This is a genomic window from Marinovum algicola, assembly GCF_900109145.1.
Classification (GTDB): Bacteria; Pseudomonadota; Alphaproteobacteria; order Rhodobacterales; family Rhodobacteraceae; genus Marinovum; species Marinovum algicola.
In genome coordinates this window covers 228,282-242,439 of record NZ_FNYY01000004.1, presented here as the reverse complement: position 1 = coordinate 242,439, position 14,158 = coordinate 228,282, and the positions used below count along the sequence as shown (strand labels likewise).

The following is a 14,158-nucleotide window of genomic DNA, read 5'->3' as shown; positions in this document are numbered from 1 at the left end:
CTCGTCGTCGGAGATGCGGTTACGCCGGAGTGAAATCCATCCGCCCGCCGGGCCGGATGGCCTCGGGCGTCAGTTCGCAGCCCAGTACCATCACCTCGACCCCGGCGGCGCAAGCCTCGACAAAGCCCGCCGCATAGGCCGGGTCGATATCGGCGGCCAGCCGCATCGTGGTGCAATCGTTGCGCTGCACCAGATAGAGCATCACCGCCCGGTGCCCGGCCTGCGCCATCGCGGCAAGATCGGCCAGATGCTTGGTGCCGCGCGCGGTCACGCTGTCGGGAAACTCCGCCACGCCGTTTTCGCGGCTCAGCGTGACCGATTTCACCTCGACATAGCAATCGCGCCGCCCGGCGGCCTGCAACAGGAAATCTATCCGGCTGTTCCGGCTGTACTTCACCTCGGGCCGCACCGTCCGGTAGCCTTCGAGCCCCGGCACGCTGCCGGCCTCGAGCGCCCCGCGCAGCGCGCGGTTCGGCACCGAGGTATCCACCCCCACCAGCACGCCCTCGGCGGGCGAGACCAGCCTGAGGCCGTAATCCAGCTTTTTCTTGGGATCGTCGTTGGGCTCGAGCCAGACCCGAAAGCCGGGGTCGGCAAGGCCGAGCATCGAGCCGGGGTTGGCGCAATGGGCCACAACCTCGCGGCCGTCATCCAGCCGGCAATCGGCGAGGAAGCGTTTGTATCGCCGCAGGAGCGTGGCCGGAACAAGAGGGGTTTGAAAGCGCATGCGCCCGGCCTATACCTCTGAAAATCTGCATTCAAGGAGGCCCCGATGGCCAATCCCACCGCCGCCATGCTGGTGATCGGCGACGAGATCCTCTCGGGCCGCACCCGCGACGCCAATATGCATTACCTCGCCGGCGAGCTGACCAAACACGGCATCGACCTCAAGGAGGTGCGCGTGGTCAGCGATGACGCGCCCGCCATCGTCGCGGCGGTCAAGGCGCTCTCGGCGGCGGTCACCCATGTCTTTACCTCCGGCGGCATCGGCCCGACCCATGACGACATCACCGCCGATTGCATCGCCGAGGCCTTCGGCGTGCCTATCGACGTGCGCGAGGATGCCCGCGCGCTGCTGGCCGAGCATTACGCCAATACCGGGCGCGAGCTGAACGCCGCCCGCCTGCGGATGGCCCGCATCCCCGATGGCGCGACCTTGATCGACAACCCGGTGTCGATCGCGCCGGGCTTTCTCTTGGGCAATGTGCATGTCATGGCCGGCGTGCCCAGCGTGTTTCAGGCCATGGTCGCCTCCGTCCTGCCGACGCTCACGGGGGGCGCGCCGCTGCTGAGCCAGACCCTGCGGGTGCAGCGCGGCGAAGGCGATATCGCCGGGCCGCTGGCGGCGCTGGCGGAGGAATTCGACGACCTGTCCTTCGGCTCCTATCCGTATCAGCAGAACGGGGCCTATGGCGCCAATATCGTGATCCGCGCGCAGGACGGGGCGAGGATCGATCTGGCGATGACCCGGCTCAAGGCGCTGTTTTCCGAATGAGGCCCGGCGCCGATCAGCTGATGGCGCTTTGCGAGGCGACATGGCCCCCGGCGCGCAGCTTTGCCAGCGGGGCCTTCCTGCTGCGCGATGGCGCCGGCGGCGGCAAACGTGTCTCGGCGGCGACGCTTCTGCCCGGCGCCAGCTGGTCCGAGGACGATCGGCTTCGGGCCGAGCAAGAGATGCGCGCGCTGGGCCAGCAGCCGCTGTTTCAGATAAGGGCCGGCGAAGAGCGGCTCGATGCCACGCTCGAGGCCGCCGGTTACCGGATCGTCGATCCGGTCAATCTCTATGTCGCCCCGGTGCAGGATCTGACCGACCGGCCCATTCCCCCGGTCACCACCTTCTGCATCTGGGAGCCGCTGGCAATCATGCGCGAACTCTGGGCCGCGGCGGGCATCGGCCCGGAACGGCTGGCGGTGATGTGGCGCGCCACCTGCGACAAGACCACCATCCTGGGCCGGATCGAGGACAGCCCCGCTGCCACCGCTTATGTCGGGCTGGTTGACGGGCTGGCCATGCTGCATGCGCTCGAAGTTGTCCCGGCCAAGCGCCGCAAGGGGCTGGCGCAGTGGATGATGCGGCAGGCGGCGGTCTGGGCGGCAGACCGCGGCGCCACGCATCTGTCGGTGCTCTGCACCGAGGCCAACACGGGCGCCAATGCGCTTTATGCCGGCATGGGCTTTGCCTGCGTCGGCCATTATCACTACCGGATCGCCGAAGCCTGACGCACAACCGCCCCCCGACAGCATCGAGGGGCGGAGAAGTCATCTGTCTGAACGGTCAGATCCAGTACATCGGCGCGCCGTAGTGCTCATGCACCCGCTGCTCCCAGGCGCGGTCGCGGTGCCAGTCGCTGGTCCGCTCCGGTGCGCCCTTGACCTCGGCTTCGGTCAGATCGGTGGTAAACCCATCGCGGCTGACGTCATAATTGAGCTTGCCCCAGGGCACCGGGTGGTGTTCTTCGCCAAGCCCGAGAAAGCCGCCAAACCCCATGACCGCATAGGCCACCTTGCCGGATTCCTTGTCGATCATCAGGTGATCGATCGTGCCGATATGCGTGCCATCGCGGCTGTAGACGGCGGTGCCGTTCACGTCGGACGAGGACACAAGACTGTGGTTCCCTTCGGTACTCATCACTAATTCCTCCAATCGGTGTGCAGAAGAAACCGCCGAGCGCCGCGGATGTTCCGACGTGGTGCCCCGCCACGGCGGATATTCGCCCGGCGTCGCGGCGGCGAAAAGCCAGCCGAGACCGGGAGTTGAATGCCCGCGCGTTTTGCGATTTGCTGCGTCGGGCACCAAACAGGCACGCAACCGGAGCCCTGCCCATGTCCGCCTCTGACCAGCCTACAGCGCTCGACCTTCCGATGGTCGATCCGCTGCCCGACGAGACCCGCAAATATTTCGATGTCTGCGAAGACAAGCTGGGCATGGTGCCCAATGTCCTGCGCGCCTATGCCTTCGACATCGACAAGCTCAACGCCTTTACCGCCATGTACAACGACCTGATGCTGGCCGGCAGCGGGCTGAGCAAGCTCGAGCGGGAAATGATCGCCGTGGCGGTGTCGTCGATCAACAAGTGTTTCTATTGCCTCACCGCCCATGGTGCCGCCGTGCGGCAGCTGTCCGGCGATCCCGAGCTGGGCGAGCTGATGGTGATGAACTGGCGCGCCGCCGATCTCGACAAGCGTCAGACCGCGATGCTGGAGTTTGCCGAAAAGGTGACCAAGGCCAGCGCCGAGATCGCCGAGGCCGACCGGCAGGCGCTGCGCGACGCCGGCTTCTCGGATCGCGACATCTTTGACATCGCCTCGGTCGCCGGGTTCTTCAACATGTCGAACCGCGTGGCCAGCGCCACCGACATGCGGCCCAACCGCGCCTATCACGCGATGGCGCGCTGAACTTGCGGGCGCTCGCGCTCATCGCATGTTGCCTGGCGGGGCCGGCCGTGGCGCAGGACCTTGCGCTGCCTGCCGGGGCGGTGCTGACCTACGAGGAAAAGCGCGATCCGGGGTCTTATGCGCTGCCGACGGGTGCCTTTGCCGAGGGCGCGATCCCGGCCGAGGTAATCGAGGGCGCGGTGCTGCGGCAATCCTACCGGGTGCCGGGGGACATCCGCACCACGCTGCAACTGCTGGCGCCGCTGAGGACACAGATTGCCGCGTCGGGCTATGACATCCAGTTCGACTGCAAGACCCGGCGCTGTGGCGGCTTTGATTTCCGTTTCGGCACCGAGGTGCTGCCCGGCCCGGGCATGTATGTCGATCTCACCGATTTCCGTTTTCTCGCCGCGCGCCACCCCGATGGTGGCGCGGTTTCGGTGCTGGTCTCGCGCAGCGCCGCGGCGGGCTTTGTCCAGATCATCCGGGTCGGCGATGCGGCCGAAGGCGGGGTCAGCGCCGCGCCGGGGCCGGTTGCGCCGACCCCGCCGGGTGACAGCGGGCAGATTGCCAGGCAACTCGAAAGCCTCGGCCGGGTCGTGCTCGCCGATCTGTCGTTTCAGACCGGTTCCTCGGCGCTGGGCGAGGGGGATTTCGACAGCCTGACCACGCTTGCGCGCTATCTCGCGGCCTTTCCCAACCGGCGGATCGCACTGGTCGGCCATACCGACGCGGTGGGCTCGCTGGACAACAACATCGCGCTGTCGCGCCAGCGGGCGATGTCGGTGCTGGACCGGCTGGTGCGCGAGCACGGCGTCGACCGCGACCAGCTCGAGGCCGGCGGTATGGGCTATCTGGCGCCGCTGACCAGCAACCTGACAGCCGAGGGCCGCGAGGCCAACCGAAGGGTCGAGGCGGTGCTTGTCTCGACCGAATGACGCCGGCCGACCTGCCGTCACGTTACCCGGGTAAGGCGAGTCGACTTGCGATATTCGAAGCGCTTTCAGGGGAATATATCTGCCAAGCTTCCCGTGAAAAGTGTCGCAAGTGTGCGCCATATCATCCGGGACCGCAAATTTCCCGCGCTAGGTTTTGACCTGACTGCAAGGGGCGCGGCCCCGTGATTCGCGAGGGACGACGTCAGTTGGACATGAGAATGACAGAGCTTTCCATGGGCTTGACCGTCGAAGAACGCGCCGCTCTGGCCACCGCCTATTCCGCGGCGCTGTCCTATCGGTCGAACCTGCCGCATCAGCCGGTGCGGCCCAGCGTCGGGCTGGACGAGGCGGTGGCGCGGTTTCGCCAGCCTCTGAGCGAAACGGGAGAGCCTGCGCCGCAGGTGATTTCCGGGATCACCGCCGGCGCCGACGGCGCGTTACACGCAATGACCGCGCCGGGCTTTTTCGGCTATGTCCTAGGCGGCTCGCACCCGGTGGGCGTGGCGGCGGATGCGCTGGTGTCGGCCTGGGGGCAGAACGCCGGCTCGGCCAGCGAAACCCCGGCGATCACCGGCATGGAGCGCACGCTCTGCGACTGGCTGGTCGATCTCTTCGGCCTGCCGCAAGGCACCGGGGCGGGGCTTGTCACCGGCGCCAGCGCGGCGAATTTCTCGGGGGTGCTGGCGGCGCGGCATGCGCTGCTGGCGGCGCAGGGCTGGGATGTGGAACAGGACGGGCTGATCGGCGCGCCGGCGATCCCGGTGCTGATCGGCGCGGAGGCGCATTCGGCGGTAAGCGCGGCGCTGCGCTATTCCGGGCTTGGCGCCGGCCGAGCCCGGCGGGTGGCGACCGACGATCAGGGCCGCATCGACCCGGCGGACTTTGCCGAGAAACTGGCGCAATGCGAGGCGCCGCCGCTGGTCATCCTGCAAGCCGGCCAGATCAACACCGGTGCCTTCGATCCCTTCGAGGCGCTGATCGCGCAGGTTCATGCGCGGGGCGGCTGGGTCCATGTGGATGGCGCCTTCGGCCTCTGGGCCGCCGCGGTGCCGGAGCTGGCGCATCTCTGCGCCGGGGTGGCGCGGGCCGACAGCTGGGCCGTCGATCTGCACAAGGGGCTGAGCGCGCCGTTCGACGCCGGCGTGGTGCTCGTGCGCGACCGGGCGGCGCTGGTGGCGGCAATGTCGGCGCGCGGCGCCTATCTGCCGAGCCGGAATGACGACTGGGAGCCGTCCGACAGCACGCCGGAGCTGTCGCGCCGCGCCCGCGGGGTGCCGAGCTATGCCATTCTGCGCCATCTCGGCCGCTCCGGCCTCAGCGCGCTGATCCTGCGGCATCACCAGCTGGCGGCGCGGATTGCCTGCACGGTGGCGGCCGAGCCGGGGCTGACCGTGCTCAACGACGTGGTGTTCAACCAGGTGGCGCTTTGCTGCGGTGCCGGGGCCGAGGGCGACCGGCAGACCGAGGCCGTGCTGCGCGAGGTCCAGGCGCGGGGGCGGGTCTATCCCTCGCATGGCGTCTGGCGCGGGCGGCAGATCATTCGCATCTCGGTCTCGGGATATGCCACCCAGGCCGAACATGCCGACCTGGCGGCGCACGAGATCATCACGGCCTGGCGCGGGCTGCACGCCGGCTGAGGGCCGGCGGCTTTGCCTCCCGGACCCCCTACGGTTTTATTCAACAGAAGAAGCAGGGGGCGCCTTGCGGCAGAGGCCGGGGAGCGGCCGGTTGCGACGGCTTGTTGCGTGCTGATGGTTGAAGTCCCCCCCGGCCTAAGCCAATGTCGGCGGCAACAGGCGCAAGGACGGGGATCGGCATGGCGGGCAGCGACAGAAACAGGGCGGTGCAGACCCCCGAGCTTGGCAGCGAGACATTCTTTACCGATGCCGACAAGGCGGTCGACCAGCTCTGTATGCTCTATGAGAAGGCCACCGCCTTTCTGGCCGATGCCTTTCGCCGGGCGATGGTCGAGGGGCAGCCGGCCACGCGGTATCGCGCCTTCTATCCCGAGGTGCGCATCACCACCACCAGCTTTGCCCATGTCGACAGCCGGCTGAGCTTTGGCCATGTCTCGGCGCCCGGCACCCATGCCACCACGGTGACGCAGCCGCGGCTGTTCCGGCGCTATCTGCGGCAGCAGATCCACCTGCTGATGGAAAACCACGGCGTGCCGGTCTGTGTCGCGGTGTCGGACACGCCGATCCCGGTGCATTTTGCGGTTGCCGCCCAGACCGATGTGACCGTGCCGCAGGAAGGCGCGGCCGAGTTCATCCTGCGCGATGTCTTTGACGTGCCCGATCTGAGCACCACCAACGACGACATCGTCAATGGCACCTATGACACCGCGCCGGGCGATCCGGCGCCGCTGGCGCCCTTTACCGCGCAGCGGATCGATTATTCGCTGGCCCGGCTGGCGCATTACACCGCCACCGACCCCGGGCATTTCCAGAATTACGTGCTGTTCACTAACTACCAGTTCTATGTCAGCGAGTTCGAGGCCTTTGCCCGCGCCATGCTGGCCGATCCGGACAGCGGCTACACCAGCTTTGTCTCGACCGGAAATGTCGAGATCACCGCCGCCGATCAGGAGATTCCGCCGACGCTGAAACAGCCGCAGATGCCGACCTATCACCTCAAGCGGCCGGGTGATGCGGGTATCACCCTGGTCAATATCGGCGTTGGCCCGTCGAACGCCAAGACCGCCACCGACCACATTGCCGTGCTGCGGCCGCATGCCTGGCTGATGGTGGGCCATTGTGCCGGCCTCAGGAACACCCAGGCCTTGGGCGATTTCGTGCTGGCGCATGCCTATCTGCGCGAGGACCGGGTGCTGGACGACGATCTGCCGGTCTGGGTGCCGATCCCGGCGCTGGCCGAGATCCAGATCGCCCTCGAAGAGGCGGTGGCCGAGGAGACCCAGCTCAAGGGCTACGACCTCAAGCGGATCATGCGCACCGGCACCGTGGCCAGCGTCGACAACCGCAACTGGGAGTTGCGCGATCAGGAGGGACCGGTGCAGCGGCTCAGCCAGTCGCGCGCCGTGGCGCTCGACATGGAGAGCGCGACTATCGCCGCCAACGGCTTTCGCTTCCGGGTGCCGTACGGCACGCTGCTCTGTGTCTCGGACAAGCCGCTGCATGGCGAATTGAAGCTGCCGGGCATGGCCAGCGCCTTCTATCAGACTCAGGTCGCGCGGCATTTGCGCATCGGAATCCGGGCGATGGAACGGCTGCGTGAGATGCCTTTGGAGCGGATTCACAGCCGGAAATTGCGGGCTTTCGACGAAACCGCCTTTCTGTGACGTTGGGTCAACCGGCAAAACCCCATATTTTTAAGGCCCGACGTGCCACTAATCGTTGTGTCCCCCCGCAACATGACGTTTAATGCGTCCGATGAGGCCCAAGTGCTGGGCAGACTGAAGGAGACCAGAAAATGGCAAAACCGTTGACCAAGACCCAGCTCGTTGCGGCTCTGGCAGAAGAACTCGATTCCGACAAGAAAGCCGCGACCGCGGCGCTCGACGCGGTGTGCAACATCATCACCCGCGAAGTGGCCGGCGGCGGCGCGGTGACCCTGCCGGGTGTCGGCAAGTTCTATCTGAAAGAGCGTCCGGCGCGGATGGTGCGCAACCCCGCCACCGGTGAGCAATTCCAGAAAGAGGCGGACAAGGTCGTCAAGGTGACCATCGCCAAGGCTCTGAAAGACAGCGCCAACGACGAGTGATCCGCCGTTCGGCGCCCGGGGCGCCAACCGGAGAATTTTGAATGGCCGGCGCCCCTCGCGCTGGCCATTTTTCGTCTTGACCTTCCAGCGGTGGCCATAGGTTTCTGGGAACCCGACCCCCGCGAAAGGACGCCACCCATGCCGCATGATCATGGCCATGCCCATCTCGACCCCGGCTCCGGCGACCGGCGGGTGGCGATTGCGATCTGGGCCAATGCGGCGCTGACCCTGGCGCAGATCCTCGGCGGGCTCCTTTCCGGCAGCCTCGCGCTGATCGCCGATGCATTGCACAACCTGTCGGACATGGCCGCGCTGGTGATCGCCTTTGCCGCGCGCAAGATCGCCCGGCGGCCGGCCGATGCGCGGATGACCTTTGGCTATGGCCGGATCGAGGTGGTGGCGGCGCTGATCAATTATACCACGCTGATCCTTGTCGGGGCCTACCTGATCTACGAGGGCGGGCTGCGGCTGATCGATCCGCCGGCGGTGGCGGGCTGGACCGTGGTGATCCTGGGCGGTCTGGCGCTGCTGGTCGATGCGCTGACCGCCGGGCTGACCTGGAGCATGCAGAAACACAGCGTCAACATCCGCGCGCTGTTCCTGCACAACCTGTCCGATGCCCTGGCTTCGGTGGCGGTGATTGTCGGCGGCACGCTGATCCTGCTCTATGATCTGCGCTGGGTCGATCCGGCGATCACCATCGGCATCGCGCTTTATATCCTCTACCTCGCCCTGACCGAGATCGGCGGCCCGATCCGCACCCTGATGCTGGGCAGCCCGCCCGAGATCGACGCCGCCGAGGTGATCGCGGCGCTTCAGGCCACCGACGGCGTCGAGGATGTGCACCATGTCCATCTCTGGCAGATGCAGGAGGATGCGGCGGCGCTCGATTGCCATGTGGTGCTGACCGCAGCCGGTTGGGGCCGGCTGGAGGCGATCAAGTCCGAGATCAAGGCGCGGCTGGCGGCGCGTTTCGACATCACCCATTCCAGCCTGGAATTCGAACATGAGGCGCGCTGCGGCCGCGATGCCCGTCTTTACGGCCACGGCTGAGGCCGCGGCGCCGCAAAACGCTTGCCTTTTGACGCCGGATCGCCAATCTGGCCGCGGGCCGGGCGATGGCGTCGCCCCTCAGGGCCTTTCCCCAAATTCCTGAACGCCGGGAGCTTTCCTTGACGAGGAGGGTCGCCATGACGGCACGTCCTGATTTCTATCGGTTTCACAACGGCCAGAAGGCCCCGCTGCAATTCTCCGAGGCGGAATACGAGGCCCGGCTGGCGGGGCTGCGCGCCCGCATGGCCGATCTCGGCTGCGAGGCGGCGGTGCTGACCTCGATGCACAATGTCAGCTATTACAGCGGGTTCACCTATTGCGCCTTTGGCCGGCCTTACGCTCTGGTGGTCACGCCGGAAACCAGCGTCACGATCAGCGCCGGCATCGACGCCGGCCAGCCCTGGCGCCGGTGTCATGGCGACAACATCACCTATACCGACTGGCAGCGCGACAATTACTGGCGGGCGATCCTTTCGGTCACCGGTCCGGGGCGTGCGCTGGGCTATGAGAGCGACCACCTGACGCTCTGGCAGATGGGCAAGCTCGAGAGCTTCCTGCGGCCGGCGCAGATGGTCGATCTCTTTGACACGACGATGCGGCAGCGGATGATGAAAAGCCCGGCCGAGATCGCGCTGATCCGCGCCGGGGCGGCGGTGGCCGATGTCGGCGGCTATGCGATCCGCGAGGCGATCAGGCCCGGCGCGCGTGAGATCGAGGTCGCCATGGCCGGGCGCGATGCGATGGAACTGGAGATCGCCCGGCGCTTTCCAGAGGCGGAATATCGCGACACCTGGGTCTGGTTCCAGTCGGAGCTCAACACCGACGGGGCGCACAACCCGGTGACCGCGCGGGCCTTGCAGCGTGGTGATATTCTGTCGCTGAACACCTTTCCGATGATCTCGGGTTATTACACCGCGCTGGAACGGACGCTGTTCGTGCAGGAGGTCGATGCCGCTTCGCTGGCGCTCTGGCAGGCCAATATCGGCGCGCATGAGCTGGGGATCTCGCTGCTCCGGCCGGGGGCGCGCTGTTCCGAGGTGACCGAGGCGATCAACCGGTATTTCGAGGAGCGCGACCTGCTGCAATACCGGACCTTCGGCTACGGTCATTCCTTCGGCGTGCTGAGCCATTACTACGGCCGCGAGGCGGGGCTGGAGCTGCGCGAGGATATCGACACGGTGCTGGAGCCGGGGATGGTGATCTCGATGGAGCCGATGCTGACGATTGCCGAAGGCCAGCCCGGGGCTGGGGGCTACCGAGAGCATGACATCCTGGTGATCACCGAGGACGGGAACGAGAACATCACCGGCTACCCCTATGGGCCGGAATTCAACGTGGTGGGTTAGGTCGCCCCGCGCCCCGGCCCCCGCGCCGGGGCCTCCCCGTTGGCCGCGAGGTCCAGGGTCGCGCCCGGGACGGGGACGGTTCGGGTGTCGGACCAATGGACGACAGGTTCACATCCGCCTCTCCACGCCCCGGCCCCCGCGCCGGGGGCTCTCCGTTGGCCGCGAGGTCCCGGGTCGGGCCCGGGGCGGGGACGGTTCGGGTGTCGGGCCAATGGGTGACATGTTCACATCCGCCGCTCCGCGCCCCGGCCCCCGCGCCGGGGGCTCTCCGTTGGCCGCGAGGTCCCGGGTCGGGCCCGGGACGAGGACGGTTCGGGTGTCGGGCCAAGGGGTCACAGGTTCACATCAGCCGCCCCGCGGCCCGGCCCCCGCGCCGGGGCCTCTCCGCTGGCCGTAAGGTCCCGGGTCAGGCCCGGGACGGTTCGAATGTCGGGTCAAAGGGCGACATGCACCTTTCAGGACCCGCACCCCGAACGTGCCGGCAATCAGCCCATATGGCCCATTTTCGAACGTGCCTTGCCGCGCTCGAGGCCCAGCTGGCGTTCGCGCCAGATGATCAGAACCCCGGCGGCGATCACCACCAGCGAGCCCCAGATCGTCGCCGCGGTCGGGATCTCGGCGAACAGCAGATAGCCCGCCGCCACCGCGAACAGCATCTGGCTGTAATCGAAGGGCGCCAGCACCGAGGCCGGCGCAAAGCGATAGGCCGAGGTCACCAGGATCTGCCCGATCCCGCCGATCACCCCGGCGGCGACCAGCATCGCTGTCTCGGTGGCATTCGGCACGGTCCAGCCGAAGGGCAGGGTGAAAAGCGAAAAGCCGGTGGCGGTGAGCATGAAGTAGAACACCACCGCCGCCGCATCCTCGGATTGCACCAGCCGGCGGATATGCACCTGGGCCAACGCCCGCAGCCCGGCCGAGATCAGCGCCACGATGGCGCCGATGGTGGCCAGCCTGTCGGCGGTGCCGTCAAGGCTCAGCCGCGGCCAGAGGATGATCATCACCCCGATCAGCCCGATCGCCACCGCGCTCAACCGGAACAGCCGCACCTTTTCGCCCAGCAGAAGCGCCGCAAGGATCACCGTCATCAGCGGCGCGGCAAAGCCGATGGCGGTCACCTCGGGCAGCGGCAACAGGCCCAGCGCGGCAAAGCCCAGCCCCATCGACGACACGCCGATCACCCCGCGCCAGACATGGCCCATGACATTGGCGGTGCGCAATCCGGTGCGCAGCTCGCCGCGCGCGACCAGCCAGATCAGGATCACCGGGATGGAAAAGGCCGAGCGAAAGAAGACGGCTTCGCCGGGCGGCACCGCGTCCGAGGTTGCCTTGATGAGAACGGCCATGATCGTGAACACGGCAAGAGCGGAAATTTTGAGCGCGATACCGCGACTGATGAACATGGCGGCAGTTAGCCCTCGTCTTCGTCGAAGGTCAATGGCCACGGCCTCCGGGCGGAGTTTTGTCACCAAGGCGTCTTTGCTCCGTCATTCCAGCGTTACATCGCCGGCGCAGGAGATTTGCGACATTGTCCTACCAGGAGACGTTTCATGGGCTTTCGCAGCATCTGTCTGACTTCCGTCCTCGCGCTGAGCGCCGGGTCGGCCATGGCCGAGATGAATTTCAACCGCGTTGCATCCTTTCCGGTCATCGCCAACATGGCTGCGGGGGAAGACACCAGCCGCGAAAGCTCGCCGGAGATCATCGATGTCACCGCCGACGGCATGACGCTGGTCTATACCGACAGCCCGCTCGAGGTGATCGGCCTGATCGACATCACCGAACCTGCCAATCCGCAGCCCAAGGGCAATATCGCGGTCGGCGGCGAACCGACTTCGGTGGCGGTGATCGGCACCACCGCCTTTGTCGGCGTGAACACCTCGGAGAGCTACACCGCCCCGTCGGGCCGGATCGCGGCGATCGACACCGTCAGCGGCACCGAGATCGCCACCTGCGATCTCGGCGGTCAGCCCGACAGCCTCGCCAAGGCGCAGGACGGCTCGTTTGTTGCGGTCGCCATCGAGAACGAGCGCGACGAAGACCTTGATGGCGGCAGGCTCCCGCAGATGCCCGCCGGCACGCTGGCCCTGGTCAATGTCACCGAGGGGCGCCTCGATTGCGGCTCGATGCGGTTTGTCGATCTGACCGGCCTGGCCGAAGTTGCCGGCGAGGACCCCGAGCCGGAATATGTCTCGATCAATGCCAAGGGCGAGATCGTGGTGACCCTTCAGGAAAACAACCACATGGTCGTGGTGTCGAAAGAGGGTGAAATCCTGTCGCATTTCTCGGCCGGCACGGTGGATCTCGACGGCATCGACGCCACCGACGAACGCGGCGCGCTGATCTTTAGCGAAAGCCAGAAGGCCCGCAAGCGCGAGCCCGACGCGGTGGCCTGGATCGACGAGGACCACTTTGCCACCGCCAACGAAGGCGATTATCAGGGCGGCGCGCGCGGCTGGACGATCTTTCACAAGGATGGCACCGTCGTTCATGAAAGCGGCACCAGCTTCGAACAGGCGATCATCCAGATCGGCCATTACCCCGACAAGCGCTCCGACAGCAAAGGCGTGGAGCCGGAATCGGTGACCTTCGGCCGATTTGGCGAGACGCCTTTTGTCTTTGTCGGCGCCGAGCGTGCCTCGGTGGTCGGCGTCTATGACGTGACCGACCCGGCCGCTCCGGTGCTGAAACAGCTGCTGCCCTCGGGGGTCGGCCCGGAAGGATACGTCGTCATTCCCGAGCGCAACCTGCTGGTCTCGGCCAATGAATCCGACCTGATCGAAGATGGCGGCGCCCGCGCGCATGTCATGCTCTTCGAATACCAGGAGGGTGCGGCGCAATATCCGCATCTCACTTCCGAAGGCATGGCGACGCTGACCGGCTGGGGCGCGATCTCCGGCATGGTCGCCGGCGAGGGCAAGACGATCCATGCGGTCAACGACAGCTTCTATGGCTACCAGCCGACGATCTACACCATCGACGCCGGCCAGACCCCGGCGCGGATCACCGCCGCGATGCAGGTCACCCGTGCCGGGCGCGTGGCGCAGAAACTCGACCTCGAAGGCATCACGCTGGACGGAGAAGGCGGCTTCTGGCTGGCTTCCGAAGGGCGCAGCGACCGGCTCATCCCGCATGCGCTTTATCACGTGACCGCCAGGGGCGAGATCGACCGGGAAATCGGCCTGCCGGCAGAGCTGATGGCGGTGGAGCGGCGCTTCGGCTTCGAAGGTGTGACCCGTGTCGGCGACACCCTGTGGATGGCGGTGCAACGCGAATGGAAGGACGACCCCGAGAATCACGTGAAACTGGTGGCCTACAATACCGAGACCGGGGATTGGGGCGCCGTGCTCTATGAGAAGGCCGCGCCCGAGACCGGCTGGGTCGGGCTGTCGGAAATCACCGCTTTCGGTGATCATGTCTATGTGGTGGAACGCGACAACCAGCACGACGACCGCGCGGTGACCAAGAAGATCTATCGCATCGCCCTGTCCGAGATGCAGCCGGCGCCGTTGGGCGGCCCGCTGCCCGTGGTGGCCAAACAGGAGGTGCACGACCTGATCCCCGATCTGAAATCGACAGGCGGCTATGTGCTCGACAAGGTCGAGGGCCTGGCGATCACCGAAGACGGCGAGATCTTCGTCTCGACCGACAACGACGGGGTCGACGATCATTCCGGAGAGACCATGTTCTTTTCGATCGGCGGCGCGATGTAGGTCGCGGCTG

The 14,158-nt window shown here is 66.6% G+C and carries 13 protein-coding genes; 10 read left to right on the top strand and 3 right to left on the bottom strand.

What is annotated here, in order from left to right:
* Positions 1–19: 19 nt before the first annotated feature.
* On the bottom strand, positions 20–727 hold the full coding sequence (gene sfsA / locus BMW90_RS08350; RefSeq protein WP_074836052.1) for a DNA/RNA nuclease SfsA: 708 nt from the start codon (positions 725–727) through the stop codon (positions 20–22).
* 45 nt (positions 728–772) lie between these two features.
* On the opposite strand from sfsA, the gene BMW90_RS08345 reads away from it, so the two are divergent.
* On the top strand, positions 773–1,495 hold the full coding sequence (locus BMW90_RS08345) for a competence/damage-inducible protein A (protein WP_074836050.1): 723 nt from the start codon (positions 773–775) through the stop codon (positions 1,493–1,495).
* Positions 1,492–2,220 (top strand): GNAT family N-acetyltransferase, encoded by a 729-nt coding sequence (locus BMW90_RS08340; protein ID WP_074836049.1) that lies wholly within the window; start codon positions 1,492–1,494, stop codon positions 2,218–2,220. Before BMW90_RS08345 ends, BMW90_RS08340 begins: the two co-directional genes overlap by 4 nt.
* A 55-nt stretch (positions 2,221–2,275) precedes the next feature.
* Here BMW90_RS08340 and BMW90_RS08335 read toward each other — a convergent pair whose 3' ends face one another.
* Positions 2,276–2,629 carry a PRC-barrel domain-containing protein gene (locus tag BMW90_RS08335; RefSeq protein WP_048533329.1) on the bottom strand — a complete coding sequence of 118 codons (354 nt, stop codon included), beginning with the start codon at positions 2,627–2,629 and terminating at the stop codon, positions 2,276–2,278.
* Between the two features lie 194 nt (positions 2,630–2,823).
* Between BMW90_RS08335 and BMW90_RS08330 the strand changes: the two genes are divergently transcribed.
* From BMW90_RS08330 to BMW90_RS08300, 7 genes are all read left to right on the top strand, one after another.
* Entirely contained in the window at positions 2,824–3,396 is a 573-nt protein-coding gene (locus BMW90_RS08330) for a peroxidase-related enzyme (protein WP_048533328.1), read from the top strand.
* 47 nt (positions 3,397–3,443) lie between these two features.
* Positions 3,444–4,313, top strand: coding sequence for an OmpA family protein (locus BMW90_RS08325; protein ID WP_244526460.1), 870 nt, complete (start codon positions 3,444–3,446; stop codon positions 4,311–4,313).
* A 218-nt stretch (positions 4,314–4,531) separates the two neighbouring features.
* Entirely contained in the window at positions 4,532–5,950 is a 1,419-nt protein-coding gene (locus BMW90_RS08320; RefSeq protein ID WP_170850524.1) for a pyridoxal phosphate-dependent decarboxylase family protein, read from the top strand.
* 179 nt (positions 5,951–6,129) lie between these two features.
* Entirely contained in the window at positions 6,130–7,614 is a 1,485-nt protein-coding gene (locus BMW90_RS08315) for an AMP nucleosidase (protein ID WP_048533325.1), read from the top strand.
* A gap of 131 nt (positions 7,615–7,745) precedes the next feature.
* Positions 7,746–8,036 carry an HU family DNA-binding protein gene (locus BMW90_RS08310; RefSeq protein ID WP_048533324.1) on the top strand — a complete coding sequence of 97 codons (291 nt, stop codon included), beginning with the start codon at positions 7,746–7,748 and terminating at the stop codon, positions 8,034–8,036.
* A gap of 138 nt (positions 8,037–8,174) precedes the next feature.
* A complete protein-coding gene (locus tag BMW90_RS08305; RefSeq protein ID WP_074836044.1) occupies positions 8,175–9,089 on the top strand; it encodes a cation diffusion facilitator family transporter in 915 nt (304 codons plus the stop codon).
* Positions 9,090–9,226: 137 nt separating this feature from the next.
* A complete protein-coding gene (locus BMW90_RS08300; protein WP_074836043.1) occupies positions 9,227–10,435 on the top strand; it encodes an aminopeptidase P family protein in 1,209 nt (402 codons plus the stop codon).
* A gap of 485 nt (positions 10,436–10,920) precedes the next feature.
* Here BMW90_RS08300 and BMW90_RS08295 read toward each other — a convergent pair whose 3' ends face one another.
* Complete coding sequence (locus BMW90_RS08295; RefSeq protein WP_048533321.1) at positions 10,921–11,838, bottom strand: DMT family transporter; 918 nt, start codon at positions 11,836–11,838, stop codon at positions 10,921–10,923.
* A 147-nt stretch (positions 11,839–11,985) separates the two neighbouring features.
* On the opposite strand from BMW90_RS08295, the gene BMW90_RS08290 reads away from it, so the two are divergent.
* Positions 11,986–14,148, top strand: coding sequence for an esterase-like activity of phytase family protein (locus tag BMW90_RS08290; RefSeq protein ID WP_074836041.1), 2,163 nt, complete (start codon positions 11,986–11,988; stop codon positions 14,146–14,148).
* The last annotated feature ends 10 nt before the right edge of the window (positions 14,149–14,158 follow it).

Bases quoted from the DNA above. Each gene is read 5' to 3' on its own strand.
- sfsA (WP_074836052.1), bottom strand. From the start codon at position 727: ATGCGCTTTCAAACCCCTCTTGTTCCGGCCACGCTCCTGCGGCGATAC.
- BMW90_RS08345 (WP_074836050.1), top strand. From the start codon at position 773: ATGGCCAATCCCACCGCCGCCATGCTGGTGATCGGCGACGAGATCCTC.
- BMW90_RS08340 (WP_074836049.1), top strand. From the start codon at position 1,492: ATGAGGCCCGGCGCCGATCAGCTGATGGCGCTTTGCGAGGCGACATGG.
- BMW90_RS08335 (WP_048533329.1), bottom strand. From the start codon at position 2,629: ATGAGTACCGAAGGGAACCACAGTCTTGTGTCCTCGTCCGACGTGAAC.
- BMW90_RS08330 (WP_048533328.1), top strand. From the start codon at position 2,824: ATGTCCGCCTCTGACCAGCCTACAGCGCTCGACCTTCCGATGGTCGAT.
- BMW90_RS08320 (WP_170850524.1), top strand. From the start codon at position 4,532: ATGACAGAGCTTTCCATGGGCTTGACCGTCGAAGAACGCGCCGCTCTG.
- BMW90_RS08315 (WP_048533325.1), top strand. From the start codon at position 6,130: ATGGCGGGCAGCGACAGAAACAGGGCGGTGCAGACCCCCGAGCTTGGC.
- BMW90_RS08310 (WP_048533324.1), top strand. From the start codon at position 7,746: ATGGCAAAACCGTTGACCAAGACCCAGCTCGTTGCGGCTCTGGCAGAA.
- BMW90_RS08305 (WP_074836044.1), top strand. From the start codon at position 8,175: ATGCCGCATGATCATGGCCATGCCCATCTCGACCCCGGCTCCGGCGAC.
- BMW90_RS08300 (WP_074836043.1), top strand. From the start codon at position 9,227: ATGACGGCACGTCCTGATTTCTATCGGTTTCACAACGGCCAGAAGGCC.
- BMW90_RS08295 (WP_048533321.1), bottom strand. From the start codon at position 11,838: ATGTTCATCAGTCGCGGTATCGCGCTCAAAATTTCCGCTCTTGCCGTG.
- BMW90_RS08290 (WP_074836041.1), top strand. From the start codon at position 11,986: ATGGGCTTTCGCAGCATCTGTCTGACTTCCGTCCTCGCGCTGAGCGCC.